Genomic DNA, 26,508 nt, shown 5'->3' on the forward strand with positions numbered 1-26,508 from the left:
CACGCAGAGTATGAGCTGCATCACTTTCCCACGGGGGGCCGCCCCCAGGACGAAGGAGCTCACCCATGAATCGGATCCTGCCCGCAGACGTCCCCGTCGCCGACTTCGATGCCGCCCTGGAGAAGTTCCGCACCCTCCTGGGTGCCGAGCACGTCATCTCCGAGCCGGAGGCTCTGAAGGAGTTCGAGGACCCGTTCCCCACCACCGGCGGGAACGACTTCCGTCCCGGCGCCGTGGTGTTCCCGGAGACCACCGAGGAGGTCGTGGAGCTGGTGCGGATCGCCAACGAACACCGGATCCCCCTGTCCCCCACCGCCACGGGCAAGAACCTCGGATACGGCGGCGCCGCACCCCGACTGGCCGGCACCGTGGTGGTCCAGACCTCCCGGCGGATGGACAAGATCATCGAGGTCAACGAGAAGTACGCCTACGCCCTGATCGAGCCCGGTGTGACCTACTTCGACCTCTACAACCACATCCAGGAGAAGGGCTACAACCTGTGGATCGACGTCCCGGACCTCGGCTGGGGCTCCGTGGTCGGCAACGCCCTGGACCGTGGTGTGGGGTACACGCCATACGGCGACCACTGGTCCTGGCAGACCGGTCTGGAGGTGGTCCTGCCGGACGGCGACCTGCTCCGCACGGGCATGGGCGCCATGAGCTCCGCGAAGACCTGGCAGCTGTTCTCCTACGGCTTCGGCCCGTACCCGGACGGGTTGTTCTCCCAGTCCAACTTCGGGATCGTCACCAAGATGGGCATCGCTCTGATGCCGGCCCCACCCGCCGCCGAGACCTTCGTGATCTCCTTCGAGCACGAGGAGGACCTGACACAGATCGTGGACATCATGCTGCCGCTGCGCATCGGCATGGCCCCGCTGCAGTCGGTCCCCGTGCTGCGCAACATCATCCTGGACGCCGCGGCCCAGACGGAGCGCACCCACTGGCTGCCCGAGGGCGGGCCACTCACGGCGGAGGTCATCCAGCGGATGAAGGAGGAGCTGGACCTGGGCTACTGGAACCTGTACGGCACCGTCTACGGCCCGCCGGAGCAGTGCGACCTCTTCCTGACGATGATCAAGGACGCCTTCTCCGCCGTGGAGGGTGCACGCTTCGCCACCACCCAGGACCGCCCCGCGGGCACCCCGGGCTCCCACGTGCTGCACGACCGGCATGAGATCAACCAGGGAATCCCCTCCATCAAGGAGCAGCGGATCCTCGAGTGGGTCCCCAACGGCGCCCACATCGGCTTCTCCCCGATCTCGGAGCCGGACGGGGCCGAAGCGCAGAAGCAATTCGAGATGGTCCGGAATCGCTCCTACGAATATGGCCCCGACTACGCCGCACAGTTCGCCGTGGGCCTGCGGGAGATGCACCACATCTGCCTGCTCCTCTATGACTCCGCGGACGCCGAGGACCGTGACCGCGTCATGGCGCTCGGCCGGACCCTCGTGAAGGAGGGTGCCGAGGCCGGTTACGGCGAGTACCGAACCCACCTGGCCCTCATGGACCAGGTCATGGACACCTTCGACTTCAATGACAATGCCCTGCTGCGCTTCCACGAGCGCATCAAGGACGCCGTGGACCCGAACTCCATCATGGCGCCCGGCAAGTCCGGCATCTGGGGTGCCCGGTATCGCGACGCCGGTCACCGACTTCCCCGTACCGACTCACCGTCCTGACATCCCGCTGAATATCCCCCTGCACGAAAGGCGAACACCATGACCGAGTACCGTCTCCCCGACCACCTGCGCGAGGCGCAGCACCACATCAACGGCCGACCGGCAGCCAGCACCGGCTCGGCCACCATCCCCGTGCTCGACCCGGCCACCGGTGGGCAGATCGCCACGGTCCCGGCCGGCACCACCACGGACCTCGATGCCGCCGCAGACGCAGCCCACGAGGCCTTCCGCAGTGGCGTCTGGGCCGGTCTCTCCGGGCGCGAACGCTCCCGGGTGCTGATTCGCGTGGCTGAGCTGTTCCGGGAGCACGCGGAGGAGATGGCCCAGGTGGAGAGCCTGGACGTGGGCAAGCCGATCAGCCTGGCCCGGGCCGTGGACGTCAACACTGCCGCGGACACCTACGAGTACGCCGCCTCCCTGGCCCAGCACCTGGACGGCGCGGTGCGACGTGTCCCGCTGCCGGCCCACGCCTACACCCAGCGGGAGCCGCTCGGTGTGGTCGCCGCCATCACCCCGTTCAACTTCCCGCTCATCCTCTCCACCTCGAAGATCGCGATGGCCCTGGCCGCCGGGAACACCGTGGTGCACAAGCCCGCCGAGGACACCCCGCTCTCGGCCCTGTTCACGGCCGGCCTGCTGAGCCAGGCCGGCGTCCCGGACGGGGTCTACAACGTGGTCACCGGCTATGGCACGGACCTGGGCGACCACCTCACCGCCCACCCGAAGGTCTCCAAGGTCGCCTTCACCGGGTCCACCCAGACGGGCGCCCATGTGGCCGCCGTGGCCGGCCAGGCGCTGCGGCCGGTCACCGCCGAGCTCGGGGGCAATGCCGCGAACATCATCTTCGCGGATGCAGACCTGGCCCAGGCCGTGGAGACGTCCATCTCAGCCTTCGTCTTCAACACGGGCCAGTTCTGCATGGGCGGCCCGCGGCTACTGGTGGAGCGAGGCGTCTACGATCAGGTCCTCGAGGCCCTGGCCGGCGCGGTCCCCCACGTGCCGTTCGGTGACCCGAAGGACCCGGGCACCGTCATCGGCCCCCTCGCGAACCGCCGCCAGCTCGAGAAGGTGACCGCCGCGGTGGAGCAGGCCAAGGCCTCCGGCGCGCGAGTGGTGACCGGAGGGGAGCCGGCCGAGATCAACGGCGGGTTCTTCTACCGCCCGACGGTCCTCGCCGACGTCGCGAACTCCGCCGATGCCGTCCAGCAGGAGGTCTTCGGTCCGGTCCTCACCGTCCAGCCCTTCGACACGGAGCAGGAGGCGATCGAGCTGGCCAACAGCACCGACTACGGGTTGGCCTCCGGAATCCAGACGGGGAACATCTCCCGCGCCCACCGCGTGGCGGATGCCCTGGACGCCGGCATCATCTGGGTCAACGCCTGGGGCATGCTCGATCCCGCGATGCCCTTCGGTGGCGTCAAGGCCTCCGGCTGGGGACGGGAGAACGGCCCGGAGCAGTTGGAGGCCTATACCCGAACCAAGTCCGTCATCATCGCTCTCGAGCCGGCCCCGGACCAGGGCACCAGCAGCAGCACAGACACGGCAGACTCAGCAAAGGATCACTCATGACCACCATCACCGCAGCTGTCACCGAATCCGGCGGGGAGCCCTTCGTCCTCCAGGAGGTCGCACTGGGTGGACTCCGGGACCACGAGGTCCTGGTGGACCTCAAGGCCGCTGGCCTCTGCCACACGGACCTGACCGTGGCCTCCGGAGCCTTGCCCTTCCCCCTTCCCGGAGTGTTGGGCCATGAGGGGGCCGGAATCGTGCGTGAGGTCGGCACCGCCGTCACCACCGTGGTTCCCGGCGACCGGGTGGTGCTGTCCTTCACGTCCTGCGGCGCCTGCGAGGAGTGCCGCAGCGGGCATCCCGCCTATTGCGGACGGTGGCTGCCGGACAACCTGCTCGCCGGCCGGCGGGCGGATGGGAGTTCCCCCATCACCCGGGAGGGGACGGAACTCGGCGGACACTTCTTCGCGCAGTCCTCCTTCGCCACGGCGGCCATCGCCGGCGAACGCAATGTGGTCAAGGTATCCGCGGACGTGCCGTGGGAACATCTGGCACCGTTGGCCTGCGGCATCCAGACCGGCGCCGGCGCCGTGTGGAACGCCCTGCAACCGGGTCCCGGCCAGAGCCTGGTGGTCTTCGGAGTCGGCACGGTGGGACTGGCCGCGATCATGGCCGCCGCACTCTCCCCCGCCCGCCAGATCGTGGCGGTGGACCTCGTGGAGGAGCGGCTGAATCTGGCCCTGGAGCTCGGTGCCACGCACACCGTCAACCCCGGGAACGTGGAGGACGTGGTGGCCGCCATCCAGGACATCACCGGCGGCGGCGCGCACTCAGTGGTCGAGGCCACGGGCAACACCACCGTCTTGGGACAGGCGGTGCAGTGCACCCGCGCGCAGGGTGAAGTGGCGATCGTGGGGGCCCCGGCCTTCGGTCAGTCGGTCCCGGTCGACGTGAACTTCATGCTCCCGGGCCGGAAGATCCATGGGCTGACCATCGGCGATGCTGAGATCCAGTCCCTCATCCCCGCCATCCTGGACCTCGCCGAGCAGGGCCGTTTCCCGGTGGACCGACTCGTCACGACGTACCCGCTCTCTGAGATCAACACTGCGGTCGCGGACATGTCCTCTGGCCGGACCATCAAGCCAGTGCTGATCCCCTAGATCCCCACGACAGCTCCGCAGACGACGGCGGCCCCGCACCCTTCCGGACGGAAAGGTGCGGGGCCGCGTTCGGCCGAGGGCCGGCGTCGTGCTCTGCGCTGTGGGTGTCAGCCCTGGGTGTCGAAGGCGTGCAGGATCACCGCGACCTCGCCACGGGTGATCTGACGATCCGCCCGGAATGAGCCATCGGTGTAGCCCGAGACCAGACCGGACTCCTTCAACCAGTTGACCGCCTCGAAGTGGGCATTCGAGGAATCCACGTCCTCGAACCCGGCCTGGGCGAACGAACCCTCCGGATCCACGGCACGGAACAGGAACGAGGCGAACTCACCACGAGTCACCTCACGGCCCGACTTGAACTCACCATCGGAATAGCCCGAGGTGACCTCGTTCTGCTTCGCCCAGGAGACCGGCTCGTAGAAGGTGTGCGCCTCACTGATGTCCGTGAACGGCACCCCCTCGGCAGCGAACCCCGGCTCCAAGTACCGGAAGATGAACGCCAAGGACTCACCCCGGGAGATGTCACGGTCCTTGCGGTACGAGTTGTCCGAATAGCCCTCAGTGATCCCGTTCTCCTGCATCCACCGCACCGGCTCGAAGAACCGCGACCCCTCCGGATTGTCCGTGAAATCCTCGATGACCGGGGCGCCCTCCACCACCACGGCGCGGGTGGCGGTCGTCTGGTTGCCGTTGGCATCCTGCACCACGTAGGTCAGCACGTAGGTTCCGGCCGTGGCTGCGTCCACCGAGCCCATCACCTGGATGGCGTCCGTGAGGTCGCCGTCCACGGCGTCCGTGGCGGAGGCCCCGGCCAGTGGGTCGAAGTCGTCGCCGACCTCGATCCTCGCGTGCTCCGGAACGGTCAGTTCCGGGGCCACGTTGTCGGTGCCGGCGGCGGTGGCCGTGAACACGCCCATCTGACCCGCCTGGCCGGCCTCGATCTCGTCACCGGTCTCGGTGTCGCGGCTGGTGGCGTACCAGGCGTAGATCTCGCCCTCTTCCAGACCGGCCCACTCCACGGTCGCCGGCCACCCGGACGGCACGGTCGCCTCGCCGATCTCCTGTTCGGTCGGGGTGGTCACCATGACCTGGTTGGTGGTGAAGGAGGTCTTGCGGGTCTCCAGCTGGATCGGCAGCCGGGTGTCATCCTCCGTGCCGTTGTACCGGTTCCGGTCGTCGTACTCCGTGGCGCCGAAGTCGTCCAGCAGCGGGGAATAGGTGTCCACGGCCATCTCGGCGTTGTCCACGTCGAACTGGAGCATCCGGAAGAAGCTGGCCCCGAACCGCAGCATGTCCGTGGCGGAGCGCCCGTCCACCCCGGTCAGGCCCAGCTCCTCGGCGGACACCGTGTAGAACTGGTAGTCGGCCAGCAGCTCGACCGTGTTGTTGCCCTCGATCCCGACGTCCTTGCGCACGTCGATGCTGACCCCGTGCTCGTGGCCGGAGAGTGCGAGGAAGACGTTGCTGTGCTTCTGCAGCAGCCCCTCATCGATCTTGGCGCCGTCGTGGGAGAAGGTGGCGCCACGGCCATCCGGGCTGGTGCTCGGCTTGCGCTGGGCGTGGGTCATGATCATGGCGTTGCGGTCCTTGTACTCGTCCAGGACGCCACTGGCCCACTCGATCTCCTCGTCCGTCACGTCGAAGCCGAGGTAGACGGCCACGAAGTCCAGTCCGCCCGCGGTGAACAGGTCGTAGTGGTTCTCGTTGTCGCCTTCCCTCCACGGCGTGTAGGACGCGTTCCGCTCCTGCCAGCCGTCGGTCTGCTCCAGGGCCTCGTAGCGCTCAGGCATGAAGTAGTCGTTGTACAGGTTGTCCGGTCCCACCTCCGCACCAGAGCGGTTGTCATGGTTGCCCGGAGTCACCCCGTTGACGATCTCGGCATCGTCCAGGATCTTCTGGGCCTCGGAGGCGAACTCGAATTCCTCGACGGCGACCTCGCGGTACGCCTCCTCGTCGGCGCGGGGGGTCCCGGTGTGCCAGTTCTCGATGATGTCGCCGGTGTGGGCGACGTACTCGATCTTCATCTCCTCCGCGTTGTCCACGATCCACTGGTTGATGTCCGTGTAGGCCTGGCCCCACACGGCCTTCTGCTCCTCGGAGTAGGCATCCTCCGTGGCGCCCTCCGTGATGTACTGCGTGTCCGTGAGGTGGGCGAGGGAGAAGTCGAAGTCGGACGGATCCTCGAAGCCGTCCTTGACCTCGTTGGCGAGGTCGTCGGCGAAGGGGTCCTCGCCCGTGACCAGCACCGAGGCCTGTCCGGCCTCGTCCAGGTGATCGCCCTCGAGGTCACCGTGGAGCACCAGCTCGCTCTCGTTCAGGCCCCGGCCGGAAGCCAGCTCGTCCCAGGACTCGTCGCCGTGGTTCCAGACCCTCAGATTGACCTGGCGGGCCGGATCCACGGTGCCGGCCCAGCGCACGGACTGGTCCTCGGAGGCCTCGCCCACCGGGACGTCGAAGCGCTGGAACGCGATCTGGCCCGGTTCTGCCGAGAGGCTGTCCCCGGCGCCGTCGAGCGCGGCCTCCTCCGTGTAGTCGAACTCCAGGGTGGTCGGGGTCTGCTCGACGAGACCCTGGACGCCGCCCTCCGCCACGGCGGCCTGGCCGGCGTAGAAGGTGGTGGTGACGTCGCCGCCGTCGGGATTGACGGCCCGGGCGGAGAGGGTGACCTTGCCGCTGCCCTGTCCGGTGTCCGTGCCGCCGCCCACCGGGATGGAACCGGAGGTGAAGGTGACGGTCTCAGAGATCGGCAGGCCGAACACGGTCTTGCCCTCCGCCGTGAGGGTGTGCTCGCCCGCGGCCATGCCGGAGCCCACGATCTGACCGGGCTTCACCGGCTCGCCGTCGATCGCATAGGTGACCCCGGCGGCCACGAGGCCGGGATGGGCCCACTCGACGGCGAACTCGGTGGCACGGGTCAACTCAGAGCCCTCCGCCGGGGTGCTGGAGACCAGCTCGGCCTCCTGGTCCCGCAGGCCCTCGAACGCGCCGATGTTCAGGGCGGCCACCTGGTGGGCGTCCAGAGCCTCGCCGAAGATGCGGGCCGAGGCCACCGTGGAGGTGGAGTGGAACTGGGAGCTGCCCTTGGAGGAGTCAGCACCGATCACCATGTTGTGGGCCCGCTCATCGGCCGGCCACTTGATCGCAGCGTTGGCCGTGGGGGTCTCGTCCACGAGCTCGCCGTTGACGTAGAGCTTGACGGTCTGCGTGCCGCCGTCGAAGACACCCACCGCGTGGTACCACTCGTTCGGCTCGATCTCGATGCCGGCGTTGTGGTAGCTGCCGGTGTTGACCGCGAAGGTCAGCTTGTTCGAGTACATGGTCATGGAGAAGCCGCCGCCCTCCTTGTTGGCGCACATGTTCGTCTCGCCGGAGGAGGGCAGCTCACCGTCGTACCGGAAGACGCACTCCACGGTCATGGAGTCACCGAGGGTCTCGTACTGACTGCCGAACGGGTACAGCAGCGCGTCGTCGCCGTCGAAGGTGGCGGCGTTCCGGCCGAGGGCGGCGTCCTCGCCGATCACGGGCTCGCCGTGGGTGGTGGTCTCCAGACCCTGTGCGGTCTCGGCGGCGGTGCCGTCGGAGAAGTCCACGTTGAAGACGTCCGCCTCCGGTGCCTCGACCTCCACGGCGAACTCGGCGTTCAGGGCCGCGACCTGCTCGGCCGAGGCCGGGGCGCTGTACAGCCGGGCCGTGTCGATGCTGGCCGTGGAGAACTGACCGGGCGCACCGTTGCCACTGTCCGCACCCAGCACCACGGCGTGGGCGTTCTCGTTCGCAGGGATGGTCATCGGGCCGCCGGCCTCAGCCTCGGCAGCCAGCTCGCCATCCAGGTAGAGCCTGATGGTCTCGCCGTCGTAGACGCCGGTGGCGTGGTACCAGGTGTCGGCGTCGATGTCCGCCCAGGCGAAGGTGTAACCACCCTCGGCGTGGATCATGAAGGCGGCCCGGTCATCCTTGACCACCATGGCGAATCCGCCGGCCTCCTTGTTGCCGCACAGCGTGTCCTCGCCGGACGTGGCAGCGTCCCGCTTGAAATTGCACTCCACGGTGAACCCGTCAGCCAGTTGCCCGTAGTCCTCCTCTGTCAGCGCGTAGGAGTAGGCGTCATCGCCGTCGAAGGCTCCGGCGTAGCGGGCCAGGAACCCGTCCATGGCGATCTCGGGGTCACCCGTGACCACGGGCTCACGGCCCTGGGCGGCGTCCGCGGGGGTGCCGTCCTCGAAGGTCACGTCCAGCAGATCGGCCTCCGGTGCGGCAGCGGCCTGGACGGCGGGAGCGATGGGGGATGCGGTGGCGGCGACCGGCACGAGGGCACCGGTGGAAGTCAGGCCGACGGACAGGGCGAGTACGGCAAGGGGGAGTCGCTTGGCAGTCATGATCCATTCTTCTGTTGCGAGAGCGCCGCACTGGCGGCGGTGATGACCTCTCGACGCTATGGGCCGGCCCTGAACCCACCCCCTCGTACGGGTGAACCCCTCAGGCCGCGCAGGTGAATGTCTCCGCGCCCGGATGAATGGAAGCTGAACACCCGCTGACCTGGAGGGACCCTGCCGGCAGGGTCCACCTCCCCGGGCGCGACGACGGCCCGGTCACCTTCCGCAGGGGAGGGTGGCCGGGCCGTCGTCGGGCCTGCAGGCGCCAGGGTGAGGCACGCGACCGGGCGGACGGATCAGTCCTGGTCAGCCACCTCGGTGGCGTAGTTGTGCAGGATCACCGCGACCTCGCCGCGGGTGATCTGCCGATCCGCACGGAAGGTCCCGTCCACGTAACCCTCGGCCAGGCCGGCCTCAGCCATCCAGTTCACCGCCTCGAAGTGGGCGTCCGACTCCGGCACGTCACCGAACCCGGCCTCCGTGAAACTGCCCTCCGGATCCACCGCGCGGTACAGGAAGGACGCGAACTCCCCACGGGTCACGTCCCGGGTGGACTTGAACTCCCCATCAACGTAGCCGGACGTGATCTCCTCAGCCTTGGCCCAGGACACCGCCTGATAGAACGTGTGGTGCTCATCGATGTCCGAGAACGGCACGCCCTCCGCCGAGAACCCCGGATCCAGGTACCGGAAGATGAACGCCAGGGACTCGCCACGGGAGATATCACGGTCCTTGCGGTACGTGCCATCCGTATACCCCTCCGTCAGTCCCGACTCCTGCATCCACCGGACCGGAGCATAGAACCGTGAACCCTGCGGGTTGTCCGCGAAGTCCGGCGCCGGCAGACCCGGCTCCTCGGGCTCCTCCGCGTCCTCCACCAGCACGGCCCGGGACGCGACCGACTGGTTGCCGTTGGCATCCTGGACCACATAGGTCAGAGAGTGGTTGCCGCTGGTGGCGGTGTCCACGGATCCGATCACCTGGACTGCCCCGGTGAGATCGCCGTCCACGGTGTCATGCGCGGTGACCCCGGCCAGGGGATCGAACTCCTCGCCCACGGTGAGGGTGGCCGCACCGGGCACGGTCAGCTCGGGGGCCTCGGTGTCCGTGCCTGCCGCGGAGGCGGTGAAGACGCCCATCTGGTCTGTCTCACCCGTGGCCAGCTCGTCCCCGCTCCCGGCGTCGCGGCTGGTGGCGTACCAGGCGTAGGTCTCGCCCTCGGTCAGCCCGGACCACTCCACCGACGCCGGCCAGCCTGACGCCACGGTGGCCTCACCGATGACCTCGTCGGTCGGCGTGGTCACCATGACCCGGTCGGTCCCGAAGGACGTCTTGCGGGTCTCCAGCTGGATCGGCAGTCTGGTGTCATCCTCGTTGCCGTTGTACCGGCCCTGGGTGTCGTACTCGGTGGCACCGAATTCATCCAGCAACGGCGAGTAGGTGTCCACGGCCAACTCGGAGTTGTCCACGTCGAACTGGAGCATCCGGAAGAAGCTCGAGCCGAAACGCAGCATGTCCTCTGCGGACCGGCCGTCCACTCCGGTCAGGCCCAACTCCTCGGCCGAGACCTCGTAGAACTGGTAGTCCGCCAGAAGTTCCACCGTGTGGTGCCCCTCGATGCCGACGTCCTGGCGCACGTCGATGCTGACGCCGTGCTCATGGCCGGAGAGGACGAGGAACACGTTCTCATGCTGTTGGAGGATCCCCTTGTCGATCGCGGAGCCGTCATAGGAGAAGGCGCCACCACGGCCGTCCGGGTCAGTGCTCGGCTTGCGCTGGGCGTGGGTCATGATCATGGCGTTGCGGTCCGAGTACTGCTCCAGCACCTCGTTGGCCCAGGCGATCTCCTCGTCGGTCACGCCGAATCCGAGGTAGACCGCGATGAAGTCCAGGCCACCGGCCGTGAAGAGGTCGTAGTGATTGTCGTTGTCGTTCTCGGAGTACGGGTGGTAGGAGGCCTTCGCGTCCTTCCAGCCCTGGGTCTGTTCCAAGGCCTGATACCGCTCCGGACCGAAGTACTGGTTGAACAGGTTCTCCGGCCCGTGCTCCCGGTCCGTCAGGTTGTCGTGGTTGCCCGGCAGCACCCCGTTCGGGATCTCTGCCTCCTCCAGCGTCCGCTGGACGCCGGAGGCGAACTCGAACTCGCGGTTGGCCGTCTCCACATAGTCGGCGTCCTCGGCGCTTCCGGCGGTCTGCCAATTCTCGATCACGTCACCGGTGTGGGCCACGTACTCGATCTTCCGCTCGTCAGCGTTCTCGACGATCCAGTCCACCATCTTCTGGTACCCGTCACCCCACACACCCTGTTGCTGGGCCGAGTACTCATCCTCGACAGCCCCCTCGGAGAGGAACTGGGTGTCCGTGATGTGCGCCAGGGTGAAGTCGAAGTCCTCCGGGTCCTCGAAGCCGTCCTTGACCTCATTGGCCAGGTCGTCCGCGAAGGGGTCCTCGCCGGTGATCATCAGGGGGACGGCGCCACCGCTGACGTGGTCAGCCGAGATGTTGCCGTCGAGGCTCAGGGTGCCGTCCGACTGTCCGCGGCCGGAGGCCAGCTCCTCCCAGGAATCCGTGGCGGCGTTCCAGGCCCTCAAGGACACCTGCCGGGCCGGGTCCACGGTTCCGTTCCAGCGCACCGACTGCCCGTCGGCGGGCTCGCCCACCGCCACGTCGAACCGCTGGAAGGGGATCTGACCCTCCTGGGCCGAGGGGCTGTCCCCCGCCCCATCGAGCTCTGCGGAGCCGGAGTACTCGAACTCCAGCGAGGACGGCAGCTCGGACACCATCCCCTGGAAACCCCCCTCGGCGGCAGCCACGCTGCCGGCGTGGAACGTGGTGGTGACGTCCCCGCCGTCGGGGTTCGTGGCGCGGGCCGAGAGGGTGACCTTGCCCTCGCCCTGGCCGGTCTCGGTGCCCCCGCCCTCCGGGATGGACCCCGAGGTGAAGGTGACCGCCTCGGAGACCGGCGTGCCGAAGACGGTCTTGCCCTCGATCCCGATGACGTGCTCGCCGGCGGCCATGCCGGCACCGATGCTCTCCCCGGGCTCGACGGGCTCGCCGTCCAGGGTGTACTCGGCACCCCGGGCCAGCAGCCCGGCGTTGTTCCACTGGACGTCCAGGGTGGTCGCCCGCCTGATGGTCGAACCGGCCGCCGGAGTGGTCGAATCCAGCTCGAGCCGCTGGGACTTCGCCTGCCCCAGGGACCTCTTGTTCAGAGCCGCCACCTGCTGGGCGTCCAGAGCATTGCCGAAGATCCGGGCCGAGGCCACCGTGGCGGTGGCATGGAACTGTGCACCTCCGTTGTTGGAGTCGGCCCCGATGACGAGGTGGTGGGCCTGCTCGTTGGACGGCCACTTGACGGTGCTGTTGGCGGTGGGGTTCTCGTCCACCAGCTCGCCGTTGACGTAGAGCCTGACGGTCTGGGACGCACCGTCGAAGACCCCCACCGTGTGGTACCACTGGTCGGGCTCGATCTGGAACTTGGTGTCGTGGTAGCTGCCCGTGCTGGTCAGGAACGTCAGGCCGTCGGAGTACATGGTCATCCCGAAGCCGCCACCCTCCTTGTTCGCGCACAGGTTCGTCTCACCGGAGGTCGGGAGCGCGCCGTCGTAGCGGAACACGCACTCGAGGGTGAAGGAGTCCTCCATCGTCGAGTACTCGTCGTGCAACGGGTAGAGCAGCGCATCGTCGCCATCGAAGGCGGCCACGTTGCGTCCGAGCGCGGCATCCTCGGAGATCACGGCCTCACCGTGCTCCGTGGCCGGGATGCCCTGGGCCCGGTCTGCCGCGGTGCCGTCGGAGAAGTCGACGTCCAGCACGTCTGCGGCCGGCACCTCGGTCTCCGCGGTGAACTCCTGGTGCAGGGCCGCCACGTTCCCGGCGGTCAGCGGCTGGCTGTAGAGCCGCGCGGAGTCGATGGCCGCCACGGAGAACTGGCTCGACTCATTGTCACCCGCGTCCGCGCCCACCACGATGTTGTGGGCCCTCTCGTTCGGCGGGATGGTCATGGGGCCGCCGGCCTGCGTCTCCGCGGCGAGCTCGCCATCGAGGTAGAAGCGGATGGTCTCGCCGTCGTAGACGCCCATCGCGTGGTACCAACGGTCCGGATCGATGTCCGCCCAGGCGAAGGAGTACTTTCCTCCGGCGTGGATCATGAAGGCGGCCCGGTCATCCTTGACCACCATGGCGAAGCCGCCGGCCTCCTTGTTGCCACACAGGGTGTCCTCACCCGTGGGGGTGGCGGCATCCCGCTTGAAGCTGCACTCCACCGTGAACCCGTCACTGAGCGCGCCGTAGTCGTCCGAGGTCAGCGGGTACGAATAGGCGTCGTTCCCGTCGAAGTCGCCGACCTGCCGGACCAGCGACCCGTCCGTCCTGATCTCCGGATCACCCGTGATGGAGACTTCGCGCTGGTGCGCGGCATCCGTGGGTGTGCCGTCCTCGAAGTCGACGTCGAGCAGGTCCGCGTCAGGGACGTCGGCTTCGCGATCGGCTGTCGAGGCCGCCGCTGTGGCGGTGGCGCCCTGGACGGAGGGGGCCACGGGCGACGCGGTGGCGGCGGGCAGGAGTGTGCCGGTGGAGGTCAGCCCCACAGAGAGGGCGAGGACGGCAAGGGGGAGACGTTGTGCTTTCATGATCCACTCTTCGGTTTCAGGGTGCGCGCTGAGACGGCGATGACCACTCGACGCTAGGGACGGCCACTGAACGGAGCACCACCTCCTCATGAACCGAAAGACCATAGGCCGTGAACGAGAATGACCGTCGGGTGAACTCCTGCACGGCGTCATTGACAGGCCACGTGGCACCTTCTAAAGAGGGCCTCCCCGACCGGTCCGAGCACTCCGGGTAGCCCTCAGGGGTGACCCTGAACCGCCCCGGAATCACCCCGGGGACGGACTCCGTCCGGCCATCCGCGCCAGTAGATTGAAGTCCGCGCCAACACCTTGCCGCGCACCGGGAGGGGAAAGAGATCATCATGAGCATGGTGGAGACCGCCGACGAGTCGGCCCACGAGGACGCCGGCCGTCCGTCCCACTCGGACGATCCGGACCACCAGCGCCGGCTGCACCTGCGCCGCCGGGGCCACGCCTCGCTGGACCGGCCGGAGGACGAGGTGCTGCGGACCGTGGGACTGGACGGGGCCGGCGTCGCCCTCCGTGAGGAGAAACTCCTCGTCAACCGGCAGCCGCGGGACACCTCTCGGTCCATCTGGACCATCCTGCGGGTCCACATCCTGACGCTGTTCAACCTCGCGATCGCCACCTGTGCCGTGGCCATCATCGTGCTGGGCCGCTGGTTCGACCTCGTCTTCTGCCTGGCCGCCGTGGCCAATGTGGTCATCGGCGTGATCCAGGAGTACTCGGCCAAGCGCAAGCTCGATGCCATCGCCCTGCTCCACCAGGACGCCGTCCACGTGCTTCGCGACGGCGCCGAGCGCCCCGTGCGGCTCGAGGAGATCGTCCTGGACGACGCCGTGGTGCTGCGCCGCGGCGACCAGGTCCCCGCGGACGGGGTGGTGTTGGCCGCGGACGGCCTGGACATCGACGAGTCCCTGCTGACCGGGGAGGCCGACGCCGTGGGCAAGCGCCCGGGCGACCCGGTGCTCTCCGGTTCCGCCGTGCTCTCCGGGGCCGGCCTGGTCCGGGTCACGGCCGTCGGCGTGGACTCCCATGCCTCCCAGCTGGCCATCGAGGCCCGCCGCTTCGCCAAGGTGCCCTCCGAGCTCCGTGGGGCCCTGGACACGGTGGCCAAGTGGCTGACCATCGCGCTGGTGCCGATCGCCGCGCTGATCGTCAACGGCCAGGTCCAGGCGATCGGCGGTTGGGCCCACGCACTGGAGCACGGGGCGATCGAACCGGCCGTGGTGGCCTCGGTGGCCGCGATCACCGCGATGATCCCCCAGGGCCTGGCCCTGATGACCACGATCTCCTTCGCCGTGGCCGCACTCAAGCTGGCCCGCGATGAGGTCCTCATCCAGGAGCAGCCGGCCGTCGAGATCCTCGCGCGCGTGGACACCGTCTGCCTGGACAAGACCGGCACGCTCACCGAGGGCCGGATCGTCTTCGACGACTCATCCCCTCTCACCGAGGACCCCGAGCTGCAGCAGGCCGGCGACCAGGTCCTGGCCTGGTTCGGCGCGGACCCGAACGCCAATCCCACCGCGCTGGCCCTCGCCGCACCCTTCACCGCCACGCCCGCCCAGGCCCCCACCGCGCAGGTGGCCTTCTCCTCGGAGCGGCGCTGGTCCGCCGTCGCCTTCGGGGCGCCCCCGCAGCTGCCGCCATCCGACGGGCAGGCCCCCGGGCAGCATCCAGGCCAGGACCCAGGGCACGACGGCGGCCCCCACCCCGGCACCGGCGTCACCGATGCGATGCCCGGCGCGTGGGTCCTGGGAGCCCCGGAGGCCCTGCTCCCGGCCACCGGCGGCGCGGCCGGACAGCGGGAACGCATTGAGCAGCTGTGCGCCGAGACCACCAGCCGTGGACTGCGCACCATGGTGCTCTGTGCCTCGAACCGTCCGGCCGGTGCCGACTCCTGGTTCGGGGACGGCGCTCCTGAGGATGCCATGGCGCTGCCGGTCGAGCTGGTGCCCGTGGCAGTGCTGACGTTCCGGGAGAAGGTCCGGGACGATGCCCGGGAGACCCTGGCGTACTTCCGCGCGCAGGACGTGGAGTTGAAGGTGATCTCCGGCGACCACCCCCGGACCGTGGCCGCGGTGGCCCGCGAGGTCGGCATGGAGGTTGAGGGGGACGGCTATGACGCCCGGGACCTGCCGGAGGACCCGGACGAGCGGCGGGCCGTGCTGGATGGTCACTCCGTGTTCGGGCGGGTCTCCCCGGAGCAGAAGAAGGGCATGGTGGTGGCCCTGCAGGAGGCCGGCCATGTGGTGGCCATGACCGGGGACGGCATCAATGATGCCCTGGCGCTGAAGACCGCGGACCTGGGGATCGCCATGGGAAACGGGGCCCCGGCCACCAAGGCCGTCTCCCGCATGGTGCTGCTGGACAGCCGGTTCTCGCGATTGCCGAAGGTGCTGGCGGAGGGGCGCCAGGTGATCGCCAACATGGAGCAGCTGGCCCACCTGTACCTGACCAAGACGGCCTACGCCGTGCTGTTCGGCGTGGTCTTCTCCCTGTTGGCCTGGCAGTATCCGCTGTTGCCACGGCAGGCCTCCACCGTGGACTTCCTGATGATCGGCCTGCCCACGTTCTTCCTGGCCCTGGTTCCGAACCAGCGCCGCTACGTCCCCGGATTCCTCGGCCGTTCCCTGCGGTTTGCACTGCCCTCCGGCGTGGTCATCCTGGCTGGGATGCTGGCCGTGAACGGCTACGCGCGCTGGTTCGCCGGGTTCACCGGGGGCGCTGAGGTCCTCGGTGCCGCTCCGGGTGATGCCTCCCTGCAGCAGGTGCAGACGGCCTCCGTCATCACCCTGACGATCATGGGCCTGTGGGTGCTGAACCTGATCGCCCGGCCGATGACCCGGTGGAAGCTGACCCTGGTGGCGGCCATGTACGCCCTGCTGCTGCTCGTGCTGATGGTCCCGGCCTCCCGGACGTTCCACCAGTTCGAGCTCCCGGCCCCGGACCTGACTGTGGCAGCCGTGGGCATCGGGGCCGTGGCCTGCCTACTGCTGGAGGGGATCCACCAGTTGCACCGGCGCCGTCATGCGGTCACGCCCGGCGCGTCGGGCGCACTGGGAGCACCGGGTGCAGCGGGCACGGCCGTGGATGCGCGGCCCCACGTTACGGCGCGAACTGGGGGGTAGATTCGGGCCGCCGCTACACTCAGAACGTTGTCTGGCCGCCGAGGTGGCCACCCACGCCCGTTCGGATCCCCAATTCAAGGAGCATCCCCATGGCAGCACCTAGCCCCGGCTACTCGATCACCTTGCAGGTCGAGACGCCCGTGTCCTTCACGGCCACCACCGACCTCGCCGCGGCCGTGGCCGCCACCGGCGCGGCCGTGACCGCACTGGACGTGGTGGAGTCACACCACAGCTCCATGATCGTGGCCGTCAGCTGCGACACCGTGGACGTGGACCATGCCGAGACCGTCCGCACCGCCGTGGAGGCCCTGGAGGGCGTCACCGTCCACGAGATCACGGACCGCACCTTCCAGCTCCACCAGGGTGGCAAGATCGAGACCACCCTGCGCGTGCCGCTGCGCACGCGCAATGATCTCTCCCGCGCCTACACCCCGGGGGTGGCCCGCGTCTGCAAGGCCATCGCCGAGGACAGGGAGCTGGCCCGCCAGTTCACCATCAAGAAGAACACCGTGGCCGTGGTCACGGACGGCACCGCAGTGCTGGGCCTCGGGGACATCGGCCCGGAGGCCGCCATGCCGGTGATGGAGGGCAAGGCCGCCCTGTTCAAGCAGTTCGCCGGCGTGGACGCCTGGCCGGTGGCCCTGGACACCAAGGACACCGAGGAGATCATCTCCATCGTCAAGGCCATCGCCCCGGCCTACGGCGGCATCAATCTCGAGGACATCTCCGCCCCGCGCTGCTTCGAGATCGAGGCCCGGCTGCGCGAGGAGCTGGACATCCCGGTCTTCCACGACGACCAGCACGGCACCGCGATCGTTGTCCAGGCAGCCCTGACCAACGCCCTGAAGCTCACGGGCAAGAAGATCGAGGACGTCAAGATCGTGGTGGCCGGAGTCGGCGCCGCGGGCACCGCCATCATCAAGCTGCTGAAGGCCTCCGGCGCGCGCCACATCGTGGCCGCCGGACGCGCGGGCATCATCGAGCGAGGCTCCCAGCACGCCGACTCCAACCGCCAGTGGCTCGCGGACCACACCAACGAGGAGGGCTTCTCCGGCTCCCTCAAGGAGGCCGTGGCCGGGCGGGACGTGTTCATCGGCGTCTCCGCGCCGAACCTGCTGGACGAGGCGGACGTGGCCACCATGAACGAGGGCTCCGTCATCTTCGCCATGTCCAACCCGGACCCGGAGGTCCACCCGGAGATCGCGTCCAAGTACGCCGCGATCGTGGCCACCGGCCGCTCCGACTTCCCGAACCAGATCAACAACGTGCTGGCCTTCCCCGGCTTCTTCCGCGGACTGCTGGACGCCGGCGCCGCAGACATCACGGACGAGATGCTCGTGGTGGCGGCCCGTGCCATCGCCGAGACCATCACGGACGAGGAGCTCAATCCCAGCTTCATCATCCCCTCGGTCTTCGACCCCGAGGTCTCGGTGCGCGTGGCCGAGGCCGTGGCACAGGTGGCCACGCCCCGCGGCTGAGTCCCCTCAGACCTCCCGGCCTCGGCTGCCTCCAGAAGGCGGCCGCCCAGCGCCGTTCGGTGCCCCGGTTCAGCTCGGCAATGCCGCGCTGAGCCGGGGCATCGCGGTCTGCACCGGCCCCGGGAGGACCCCGAAGGGCTCTACCTCCACGGGACGGTCCCTCCTCGTGGAGCGCTTCCACGTCCCCACTGCGTGGCCTCGGTGCAGAACCGTGCCCTTGAACACCCCGTTGCCGCCAGGGACCACTCGGGCCTCCTCAGCCTGGGTCAGTACGGCGGAGCGGTCCCGGTAGCCCAGCACGATCTCGTCGAATCCCGGCAGCAGCAGCGGTGCCGCCGTGGCCCGCGCCCGGTCCGCATGGCGGTCCGGCAGCCCGGCGGCCATCCAGTACTCTCGGCCGCCGCCCTCGGCCCCCTCGAGTTGGTCCTGCGCCTCGCCCTCGATCTCCCGCAGGGCGGCACGGGCCTCGGTCTTCCCCAGCTTGGACCACCAGCAGAAGTCCTCCAGCGTGGCCGGCCCATGGGACCGCAGGTAGCTCAGCAGCAGCTCTCGCAGGGCCTCGTCCCGGGGCCGGGGGCCCGGCGCGTGCGCGGACGTGCGGTGGCTGCCGATCCATTCCTCGGCCAGCACGATCCGCTGCCCCTTGCCTTCGGTGGGTCCGAAGCACAGCACCCCGGTCAGGGCCAGGAAGAAGATGAGGTGATAGCCGCGGCCGGCGTCCACCGCGATCCCCTCCCGGGTCCACGCCTCCAGGAGCCCTGCGCGCGTCAGCCCGGCGCCGGACAGCTCCCGGACGGCAATGGCCTCGGCCGCCGCCAGCGTGGCAGCCTCCAGCCCGAGCTCCCTGCGGCGCCGTCCGGTGGCCCTGAGGATTCCCGGGGAGGTGAGGTCCAGGATCCACCCGAGGTCCTCGGAGGCCACCACGAACAGGGTCCCACGCATCGGCCAGGACCGGACGAGGAGGCCGGAATCGTATGCCTGCCGGACGGCCGCCACGGACCCCGTCCCACTTCCCGCGCCCGCCCCACCGGACCGCAGCGCGAGTGACACCGTGGACCCCGAATAGTCCTGGCCCTGAGTGCAGACCAGGGACCGGGCGGCCTCTTCGGGCGTGCGCCAGGGATCGATGAGCCCCTGGGCCAGCAAGCGCAACCGCGCCACGCGTTCCGGGGTGAGACTCTGCATGGGACCTCCTTCGCTGGGGACAGTGTGCCATGGGGTATCCCCGCCGCCGAACGTTCCTGAAGGCCAGCTGTGAATGGCCCGAGACCGTACTGGGTACAGATTGACCACCAACGGCACAGGGTGAAGACTCGGGTCATACCCGAGCGGTGGATCCCGCCACGGGACGACGCCACAAAGGAGACACCATGAAGCGATTGATCACCCTCGGCATCGGCGCGGCCCTCGGTTACCTGCTGGGCAGCCGAGAAGGCCGCAAGAACCTGGACAAGTTCGCCAAGAATGCGCAGGGGTTCTGGAACGATCCGAAGACGCAGGAGCAGGTCCAGCGCGCCACCTCCACCGTGAAGCAGCAGGCGCCCGTGGTGGCGGAGAAGGCCGCCGGGCTGGCTGACAAGGCCACGGATGCCGTGAAGGAGAAGGCCCCGAACCTGTCCGAGAAGGCCGACCGGGCCAATGCCGCAGCCCACACGGCCACCCAGAAGGGCTCGGACGCCACCCAGGGCCTGGCGGACAAGGCCTCGAGCGCCGCGGACAAGTCCACCGGAAAGCACGCCACTGACGGATCCAACGCCTCGAGCGGCAACACCAACGTGAAGGCCCCGACGGGCGACGTCGTCTCGGATCCGTCCCAGTCCCTCGAGACCGAGGGCGGCGGGCCGGACCGCTACTGATCCGCACCCGGCCCCACCACGCAAGAACCCCGGCCCCCTGAATCCCAGGAGTGGCCGGGGTTCTCTTGTGCCCAACCGGGGCAGGCACAAAGTGACGGGGCCCGGTCACTTCGGTGGGGGCGCCGTCACTTTGCGCGGTGAGGTTCAGGCGTTCGCGCGGTTCCGCAGAGCGAAGCCGGAACCGTAGTGCTCCTTCGGCAGGTGGTCGCCCTGGCCGAAGAGCTTGTGGCGCATGGTGCCCTCGGTGTATTCGGTCTTGTAGCGGCCGAGCGCCTGCAGCTCCGGAACCACGAACTCCACGATGTCCTCGAAGGTGCCCGGGGTGATGTGGTAAGCGAGGTTGAAGCCGTCCACGTCCGTCTCGTCCTGGATCCTGGCGAGCTCGCGGGCCACCGTCTCCCCCGAGCCGATGATGACCGGGCCGAAGCCGCCGACTCCGCACCACTCGGCCAGCTTGCGGACGGTCCACTCGATCGAGTCGTCCCCGGAGGCCTTCTTGAAGGTCTCCACGGCGGACTGGATGGCGTTGGACTTCACGTCCCCGATCGGCTCATCCAGCTCGAAGTCGGCCAGGTTGATGCCCATCCAGCCGGACATCAGCACGAGGCCGCCCTCCACGTCGATGTACTGCGTCAGCTCCTCGTACTTGGCGCGGGCCTCCTCATCGGTGGCTCCGGTGACGATGGTCTGCATGGACATGACGCGGATGGAGTAGGGGTCGCGGCCCGCCTCCACGGCACTCTGGCGGAGCTTCGCCGTGGTGCCCCTGATCAGGTCATCCGTGGGCGAGTTGATGAACACGGCCTCTGCGTGCTTGCCGGCGAAGGCACGGCCGCGGGTGGAGGCCCCGGCCTGGTAGATCACGGGGGTGCGCTGCGGACTCGGCTCGGTGAAGGCGATGCCGGGCGTCTTGAAGTACGTGCCCTCGTGCTCGATCCGGTGCACCTTGTCCGGGTCGATGAAGACGCCGGACTCCTTGTCATACAGGACCGCGTCGTCCTCCCAGGAGCCCTCGAGCAGCTTGTAGACCACGTCGAGGTACTCGTCCGCGTGGTTGTACCGCTCGTCGTGCTCCATCTGGTCTTCCTGGCCCATGTTGATGGCGGCGGAGGGCAGGTAGCCGGTCACCACGTTCCAGCCCACACGGCCCTCGGTCAGGTGGTCGAGGGTCGCCAGGCGGCGGCAGAAGGCGTACGGGTGCTCGTAGGCGGTGCCGGCAGTGACCCCGAAAGTGAGGTTCTTCGTGACGGCGGCCATCGGCGGGACCACCAGCAGCGGGTCGTTGACCGGAACCTGGGTGCCGGCCTTCAGGGTCGCCTCGTCCGAGGAGCCGTAGACGTCATAGGGGCCCAGGACGTCGGCGATGAACAGCCCGTCGAACAGGCCCTTCTCCAGGATCTGGGCCAGACCGGTCCAGTAGCCCAGCGTGTTGTAGTCGCGGGCGTGGTCCTCCGGATGGCGCCACAGCCCCGGGGACTGGTGCGCCACGCAGTTCATGTCGAAGGCGTTGAACAGGATCTCCCGCTTCCCGGCGGGCGTGGTGGGCACGCCCTCGGGGACAGCGGCGGATGCTGAGGATGCAGGGGTGGGGACAGACACGATGATGCTCCTTCCATCGGTTCTGGCGGTAGCACCTGTCCGGTGCACGTGAGTGCCCGGTGGTTGCTGCGGCGTCGTCGAGCCAGATCTCTCAGCCGCTCTGGATGGTTACCCGTAGATTCCACCACACCCGGACCGCTCGGCACGAACGGCCGGGTCATGTGAGGTCACCCCTCGGCGAGCACCACGATCGGCTCCGTGGTCGGCGCCTCGGACCCTCCGGCCGGTTCCACCGTGACGGCGAGCGCCGCGTCCGCCGGAACATCCTGCATACGTACGAGGGCGAGCCCGTCCCGGACCTCGAGCAATCCGGCCGGTTGGGGCGCCGCCTCGCCCTGGATGGTCCACATCTGGTAGTCACGGCCCTCGGCGGGAGCGGGCAGGCCCCGCGCGGCCAGCACGGTCTCACCGGACGGGGCGCGGGCCACCTCCACCTCGCCTCCACCGGTCACCGGTGACTCCAGTCGCTCGGCCCCGTCCACCTTGAGGATCTGCTCGATGGCCGTGAGCTGATCGCCCTCGGTCACGCCACCCGTGGGCGCCCACGGCTGGCTCACCACCACGGCCACGGCGACGGCGGCGGCCGCGGCGGCCGAGACCGCCCCCACCCACCAGCGGCGCGCGGCCGGCCGGCGGGCCCGGTGGCCGTCCAGATCAACGACGCCGGCTCGCTCGGCACCAGCACCGGAGCCGGGAGTGCCGTGCCCCGCTGCAGGCGAGGCCTCGCTGTCCGCGGCAGGCCGGGCCTCCTGACCGGTGCCGGCCACGGCCGAAAGGACACGGCCCCGCAGCTCGGCGGGGGGCTCGGCCGGTGTGCTCACGGCCAGGCGGGCGACGGTGCTGTTGAGGGTATCGGCCCGGGCACGGAGCTCGGGGTCTGAGCCGAGCTGCTGCTCGATGGCGCGGCGCTCGTCCTCGTCCACGGCGTCCAGGGCCCAGGCTGCGAGCAACTCCGCGTCGATCACGTTCACGCCCTCGTTGTTGTTCTCGTTCTCGTTCTCGTTGCCGTTCGTCATGCTCCCACCCCCAAACAGTCCTGTAGTCGTTGGAGCGCACTGCGCATCCGGGATTTCACGGTGGCCAGTTTGGCCCCGAGCCGTTCTGCGACCTGCCGGTAGGTCAATCCGCCGTAGTAGGCCTGCGTCACGGCCTCGTACTCCAGGCCGGTCAACGTCCCGAGGCACTGCGTCACGCGTTCCCGGTCCTCCGCCGTCTCCACGGCCTCGGAGACATCGTCCCGGTCCCGTTCGAACCCGGCCACTCCGGCCCGTTCCTCCCGGTTCCGGCCGGACTGGGTGGAACGGATCAGGTCGACGGACCGGCGGTGGGTGATCGAGCAGACCCAGCCGACCACTGACCCGCGGTCGGGATCGAAGCGCTCAGCAGAGCGCCACACATCCACGAGGGCCTCCTGCGTGACGTCGGCCGCGAGGTCGGCGTCACGCACGATCTTGCGCGCCAGGCCGTAGGCCGAGGGGGCCACGGCGTCATAGAACGCGGCAAAGGCCTCCTGGTCTCCGGTGGCGCTGCGCCGGAGCAAGCCCATGAGGTGTTCGTTCCGCTCGCGCGCGGCACTGCGAGCGGGTCCGGTGCCTGCAGTGCTCGTCATGGCTCCACCTTATCCGGGCGAGGGGCCCGGGACGTCCTACCTGTCAGGGACGTCATTCGGTGTGGGTGGCCTCTTCATCCTCAGGGGTCCTCCTGTTTCGGTCCGGTGACCTGCCCTGGTGCAGGTGCTGTCTGGTGTTCGGAGCCGAGGACACTGCGGATGGGTCGGTGTCAGTCCTCGTCGGTGGCGCCGGTCTGCAGGTAGGGCACCGGCCGGATGCCGTTGACCTCCCAATCGCCGACCATCCGGGCCATGAAGGCCGCAGGATCATGGCTGGCGATGGTCCGGGCGTTGCGCCAGTGCCGGTCCAGCCGCAGCTCCGAGCTGGTGGCGGAGGCACCGAGGGTGTCGAAGATCCGGGTGCAGGTGTCCAGCACCAGTCGCGGCACCATCACGTGCGCCCGGTGCGCCGTCAGGGCGGCGTGGTGCATCGCCTCAGCCGCCGCGCCTCCATCCGCTTCCCCGCCCTCCGAGGGTCCGACGCCGGCCCCGGCCCCTCCCAGCGCACCGTGCGCGAGCGCGGCGTCCAGGTCCCGGCCCGCCGCGCGCACGAGTTCCTCGGCGGTCGCCTGCTGGGCGGACAGCTCTCCGATGATCCCCAGCATCTGGTCGTCCTCGCGAGGCGTCAGCCCGCCCCCGGTGTTCGGGGAGCGGTGCCGGCGGCGGGTCTGTTCCACCCCGTCACGGAGTGCGGCCCGCCCGATCCCGGCGAGCAGTGCCATCAGCGTGGACTCGTGGTGCAGGGGCACCGCACCATCCCCGGGCGGCACCACGAGCAGGTCCTCGACGCCGGCCCCGGCGAACTCCATGGTCCCGGTCCCGGTGAGCCGCTGACCGAAGCCGTCCCAGTCGTCCTTCACCGTGACCCGGGGCTGGCGCACCCGCACCACCGCCAGCGCGTATCCGGAGTGCCGGCGGCGGACTGCGCGGGGCAGGCCGGGATCCAGCCGGGCGGTGGCCAGCGCCCACGTGGAGAAGATGCTGCCGGTGGTGTAGTACTTGCCGCCGCTGATCAGCAGCTGCCCGGTCTCGTCCTGGGAGACCGTGGTGCCGACGTCTCCCAGAGGCGCCCCACGGCCCTCCGCGAGGGCGCTGCCCGCCACGTCCCCGGCCGCGGTGCGGCCGAGCCAGCGCTCCCGGACGGCAGGGTCCGGCTGGGCCAGGACATGCTGGACGAAGCTGAGGTGGCTGCGCACCAGGTGCGCCGTGTTGGCATCCACCGCGGCCAGGTCCATCAGCAGCCGGTAGGTGTCCTCCTGGCCGGCCCCGGCGCCCCCGAACTGCTCCGGGACGGTCACGGCCCCGAGGCCCTGTGCCCGCAGCAGCTCGAAGGCTGCGAAGGGCAGGTGCCGTCCGGTCTCACGAGCGATCTCCCCTTGGGCCACCTCCTCGAAGGCGGGGGCGAAGCGGGCGGACAGCGTCTCATAGCTCATGGGAACTCCATCGGTGCTGGCGGTAGCACCCTGGCCCCTGGACGGGCGGGTTGCTGCGGCGTCATCGAGCCAGATCTCTCAGCCGCTCTGGATGGTGGTCCCCTCCATCAAGCCGGGTGGGCGGGCCTCCTGTCAAATGCGGCATCCGCGGCACCACCCCACGGCTCTGGACGATCCGCCCTAGGCTGGAGCCTCGCGCGCAAGGAGGCCGACCGTGAACACCCCTGAAAGCCCCGGACCCGACGCCGGCACACCGGTGAGCGATCCCGTCACCGTGGCAGAGCTGTACCAGAGCATGTTGGTCCCGAACTTCCCGGTCAGTGAACTCATCGCCGTGGAGGAGCTGGTGGAGTCCGTGGCGGCGGGAACGAGCACGGTCCGCGTGATCGGGGATCCCCGGCAACCCGTGGCGATCGCCGTGACCGACTCGTTCGCCGACTCGCCGGCCGTGTTGCTGGCGTACTTCGCCACGCGCGCCGACCAACGCGGCCGGGGCATCGGATCGCGGCTGCTGACCTCCCTGCTCAAGGGGATCGCGGCCGAGACGGAGGTCTCCGTGGTGCTGGCCGAGGTGGAACACCCCGCGCACCATCCGGTCCATGCTGTCCACGGGGACCCGGCAGCGCGCTTGCGGTTCTACGGCCGCCTGGGCGGTCGCATCCTGGAGGTGCCGTACGTCCAGCCACCGGTGGCGGAAGACCAGGAGCCCGTCTACGGCATGCTGCTGCTCGCCCTGGCTCCACCGGCCCGCTCCGTGGGCGGCGGCCGGCTGCTGCCGGAGGCCGGGCTGGCCGAGGCGCTCAGGGTGATGCTGACCGGGACAGACCCCGTGCACGTGGCCGCGGCCCTGGAGGCAGCCGGTCACCCGAAGGGGACGCGGCTGCTCAGGGTGGAGGATCTGGAGTCTGCCCCCGTTGCCGTGGGTCCCGCCGGGGGACCCACGGCATCGTCTTAGTACACGACGATCGGCTTCAACGTGGTGCCGTTCGAGGAATCGGCGAAGGCCTGATTGATGTCCTCGAACGGATACGTCTTGGTCAGCCGGTCGAAGGGGAACTTGCCGTCCGCATGCAGGTTGATCAACCGTGGGATGAACTCCTGGGGCACTGCGTCCCCCTCCACCACCATGCTGATCTTGATGCCGCTGAGCAGCAGGGTCCCGATGTCGAACGGAGCCTCCGTCCCCAGCTTGGCGGCACCCACCAGGACGCCGTGGCCCCGAGTGGCCAGCGACTTGGTCATCTGGGCGAAGACCGGTGGCACGCCCGTGGTGTCCAGGGCGTAGTGAACGCCTCCGCCGGTGATCTCTCGGATGGCCTCCACCGGATCGGTGTCCTTGGAGTTGATGGCGTGGGTGGCGCCCAGCTCCCGGGCGAACTCGAGCCGCTCGGGGACGATGTCCACCATGATGATCGTGGTGACGCCGGCGGCCTTGGCGGCCAGCATGCCGGCCATGCCCACGGCACCCGTGCCGAAGATGGCCACGGAGGAGCCGGGCTGGGGCTGCAGGACATTCAGCACCGCGCCGGAGCCGGTCATGATGCCGCAGCCCAGGGGTCCGAGCAGCTCCAGTGGAGCAGTGTCCGGGACCTTGACGGCACCGCTGGCCACCACGTTGGTGTACTCGGCGAAGGAGGACTGCCCGAAGAAGTGGGAGCCGATCTCGCCGTCGCCGTCCGAGAAGGACTTCGTGCCGTCGGCCCGCCCGCCACCGAAGTTGCGGTCATAGAAGTTCACGCAGAACATGGGGTGCCCGTCCAGGCACTGCTCGCACCGCCCGCAGTAGGCCGGGCCGAGGACCACTTTGTCCCCCACCGCGAAGCCCTCGACGTCAGCGCCCACGGCCTCGACGATCCCGGCACCCTCGTGACCGAGCACGGTGGGCAACGGGACGGGGTACCACTGGTCGCGGATGATCGCATCGGTGTGGCAGACGCCGGAGGCGACCACCTTCACCTGGAGTTCGTCCGAGCGCGGGGCGTCCAGCTCCACCTCGCGGATCTCGAGATCGGTCTGGGGTGCGGTGGCAACAGCTGCGCGTGTCCTCATG

General features: G+C 69.2%; 15 protein-coding genes and 2 riboswitches. Of the genes, 7 read left to right on the forward strand and 8 right to left on the reverse strand.

Annotated elements, in window-relative coordinates:
* The first annotated feature begins 65 nt into the window (after positions 1-65).
* The 3 genes from IMT31_RS07305 to IMT31_RS07315 are packed head-to-tail and all read left to right on the forward strand — an operon-like array spanning position 66 to position 4,348.
* Complete coding sequence (locus tag IMT31_RS07305; protein WP_413544270.1) at positions 66-1,679, forward strand: FAD-binding oxidoreductase; 1,614 nt, start codon at positions 66-68, stop codon at positions 1,677-1,679.
* Positions 1,680-1,718: 39 nt separating this feature from the next.
* A complete protein-coding gene (locus IMT31_RS07310) occupies positions 1,719-3,248 on the forward strand; it encodes an aldehyde dehydrogenase family protein (protein ID WP_413544271.1) in 1,530 nt (509 codons plus the stop codon).
* On the forward strand, positions 3,245-4,348 hold the full coding sequence (locus IMT31_RS07315; protein ID WP_413544272.1) for an NAD(P)-dependent alcohol dehydrogenase: 1,104 nt from the start codon (positions 3,245-3,247) through the stop codon (positions 4,346-4,348). The genes IMT31_RS07310 and IMT31_RS07315 overlap by 4 nt, the downstream gene beginning before the upstream one ends.
* Before the next feature lie 107 nt (positions 4,349-4,455).
* On the opposite strand, the gene IMT31_RS07320 is transcribed toward IMT31_RS07315, so the two are convergent.
* Both IMT31_RS07320 and IMT31_RS07325 read right to left on the reverse strand, forming a co-directional pair.
* The gene (locus IMT31_RS07320) at positions 4,456-8,724 is read right to left on the reverse strand and encodes a LamG-like jellyroll fold domain-containing protein (protein WP_413544273.1); all 4,269 of its coding nucleotides are present in this window, start codon (positions 8,722-8,724) and stop codon (positions 4,456-4,458) included.
* Between the two features lie 293 nt (positions 8,725-9,017).
* Complete coding sequence (locus IMT31_RS07325; RefSeq protein WP_413544274.1) at positions 9,018-13,352, reverse strand: LamG-like jellyroll fold domain-containing protein; 4,335 nt, start codon at positions 13,350-13,352, stop codon at positions 9,018-9,020.
* Between the two features lie 341 nt (positions 13,353-13,693).
* Between IMT31_RS07325 and IMT31_RS07330 the strand changes: the two genes are divergently transcribed.
* Entirely contained in the window at positions 13,694-16,483 is a 2,790-nt protein-coding gene (locus tag IMT31_RS07330; protein WP_413544275.1) for an HAD-IC family P-type ATPase, read from the forward strand.
* A gap of 89 nt (positions 16,484-16,572) precedes the next feature.
* Positions 16,573-17,961 carry an NAD(P)-dependent malic enzyme gene (locus IMT31_RS07335; protein WP_413544276.1) on the forward strand — a complete coding sequence of 463 codons (1,389 nt, stop codon included), beginning with the start codon at positions 16,573-16,575 and terminating at the stop codon, positions 17,959-17,961.
* A gap of 69 nt (positions 17,962-18,030) precedes the next feature.
* On the opposite strand, the gene IMT31_RS07340 is transcribed toward IMT31_RS07335, so the two are convergent.
* A complete protein-coding gene (locus IMT31_RS07340) occupies positions 18,031-19,146 on the reverse strand; it encodes a winged helix DNA-binding domain-containing protein (RefSeq protein ID WP_413544277.1) in 1,116 nt (371 codons plus the stop codon).
* A gap of 185 nt (positions 19,147-19,331) precedes the next feature.
* Between IMT31_RS07340 and IMT31_RS07345 the strand changes: the two genes are divergently transcribed.
* Positions 19,332-19,817: a YtxH domain-containing protein gene (locus tag IMT31_RS07345; RefSeq protein WP_345354237.1), complete on the forward strand. Its 486-nt coding sequence runs from the start codon at positions 19,332-19,334 to the stop codon at positions 19,815-19,817.
* Positions 19,818-19,961: 144 nt separating this feature from the next.
* On the opposite strand, the gene IMT31_RS07350 is transcribed toward IMT31_RS07345, so the two are convergent.
* From IMT31_RS07350 to IMT31_RS07365, 4 genes are all read right to left on the reverse strand, one after another.
* Positions 19,962-21,416, reverse strand: a complete 1,455-nt coding sequence (locus IMT31_RS07350) for an LLM class flavin-dependent oxidoreductase (RefSeq protein ID WP_413544278.1) — start codon at positions 21,414-21,416, stop codon at positions 19,962-19,964.
* Positions 21,417-21,426: 10 nt separating this feature from the next.
* Positions 21,427-21,527: riboswitch (SAM riboswitch) on the reverse strand.
* A 56-nt stretch (positions 21,528-21,583) separates the two neighbouring features.
* Entirely contained in the window at positions 21,584-22,432 is an 849-nt protein-coding gene (locus IMT31_RS07355) for an anti-sigma factor domain-containing protein (protein WP_413544279.1), read from the reverse strand.
* Positions 22,429-23,025, reverse strand: a complete 597-nt coding sequence (gene sigK / locus IMT31_RS07360) for an ECF RNA polymerase sigma factor SigK (protein WP_413544280.1) — start codon at positions 23,023-23,025, stop codon at positions 22,429-22,431. Before sigK ends, IMT31_RS07355 begins: the two co-directional genes overlap by 4 nt.
* Before the next feature lie 170 nt (positions 23,026-23,195).
* Positions 23,196-24,458, reverse strand: coding sequence for an acyl-CoA dehydrogenase family protein (locus IMT31_RS07365; protein ID WP_413544281.1), 1,263 nt, complete (start codon positions 24,456-24,458; stop codon positions 23,196-23,198).
* Between the two features lie 4 nt (positions 24,459-24,462).
* Positions 24,463-24,556, reverse strand: a riboswitch (SAM riboswitch).
* Between the two features lie 116 nt (positions 24,557-24,672).
* Between IMT31_RS07365 and IMT31_RS07370 the strand changes: the two genes are divergently transcribed.
* A complete protein-coding gene (locus IMT31_RS07370) occupies positions 24,673-25,413 on the forward strand; it encodes a GNAT family N-acetyltransferase (RefSeq protein ID WP_413544282.1) in 741 nt (246 codons plus the stop codon).
* Here IMT31_RS07370 and IMT31_RS07375 read toward each other — a convergent pair.
* Entirely contained in the window at positions 25,410-26,507 is a 1,098-nt protein-coding gene (locus tag IMT31_RS07375) for an NAD(P)-dependent alcohol dehydrogenase (RefSeq protein WP_413544283.1), read from the reverse strand. The two genes, IMT31_RS07370 and IMT31_RS07375, sit on opposite strands and share 4 nt — an antisense overlap.
* Between the last annotated feature and the right edge of the window lies 1 nt (position 26,508).

The organism is Citricoccus nitrophenolicus (assembly GCF_047305825.1).
In the GTDB taxonomy this organism is placed as follows: domain Bacteria; phylum Actinomycetota; class Actinomycetes; order Actinomycetales; family Micrococcaceae; genus Citricoccus; species Citricoccus nitrophenolicus.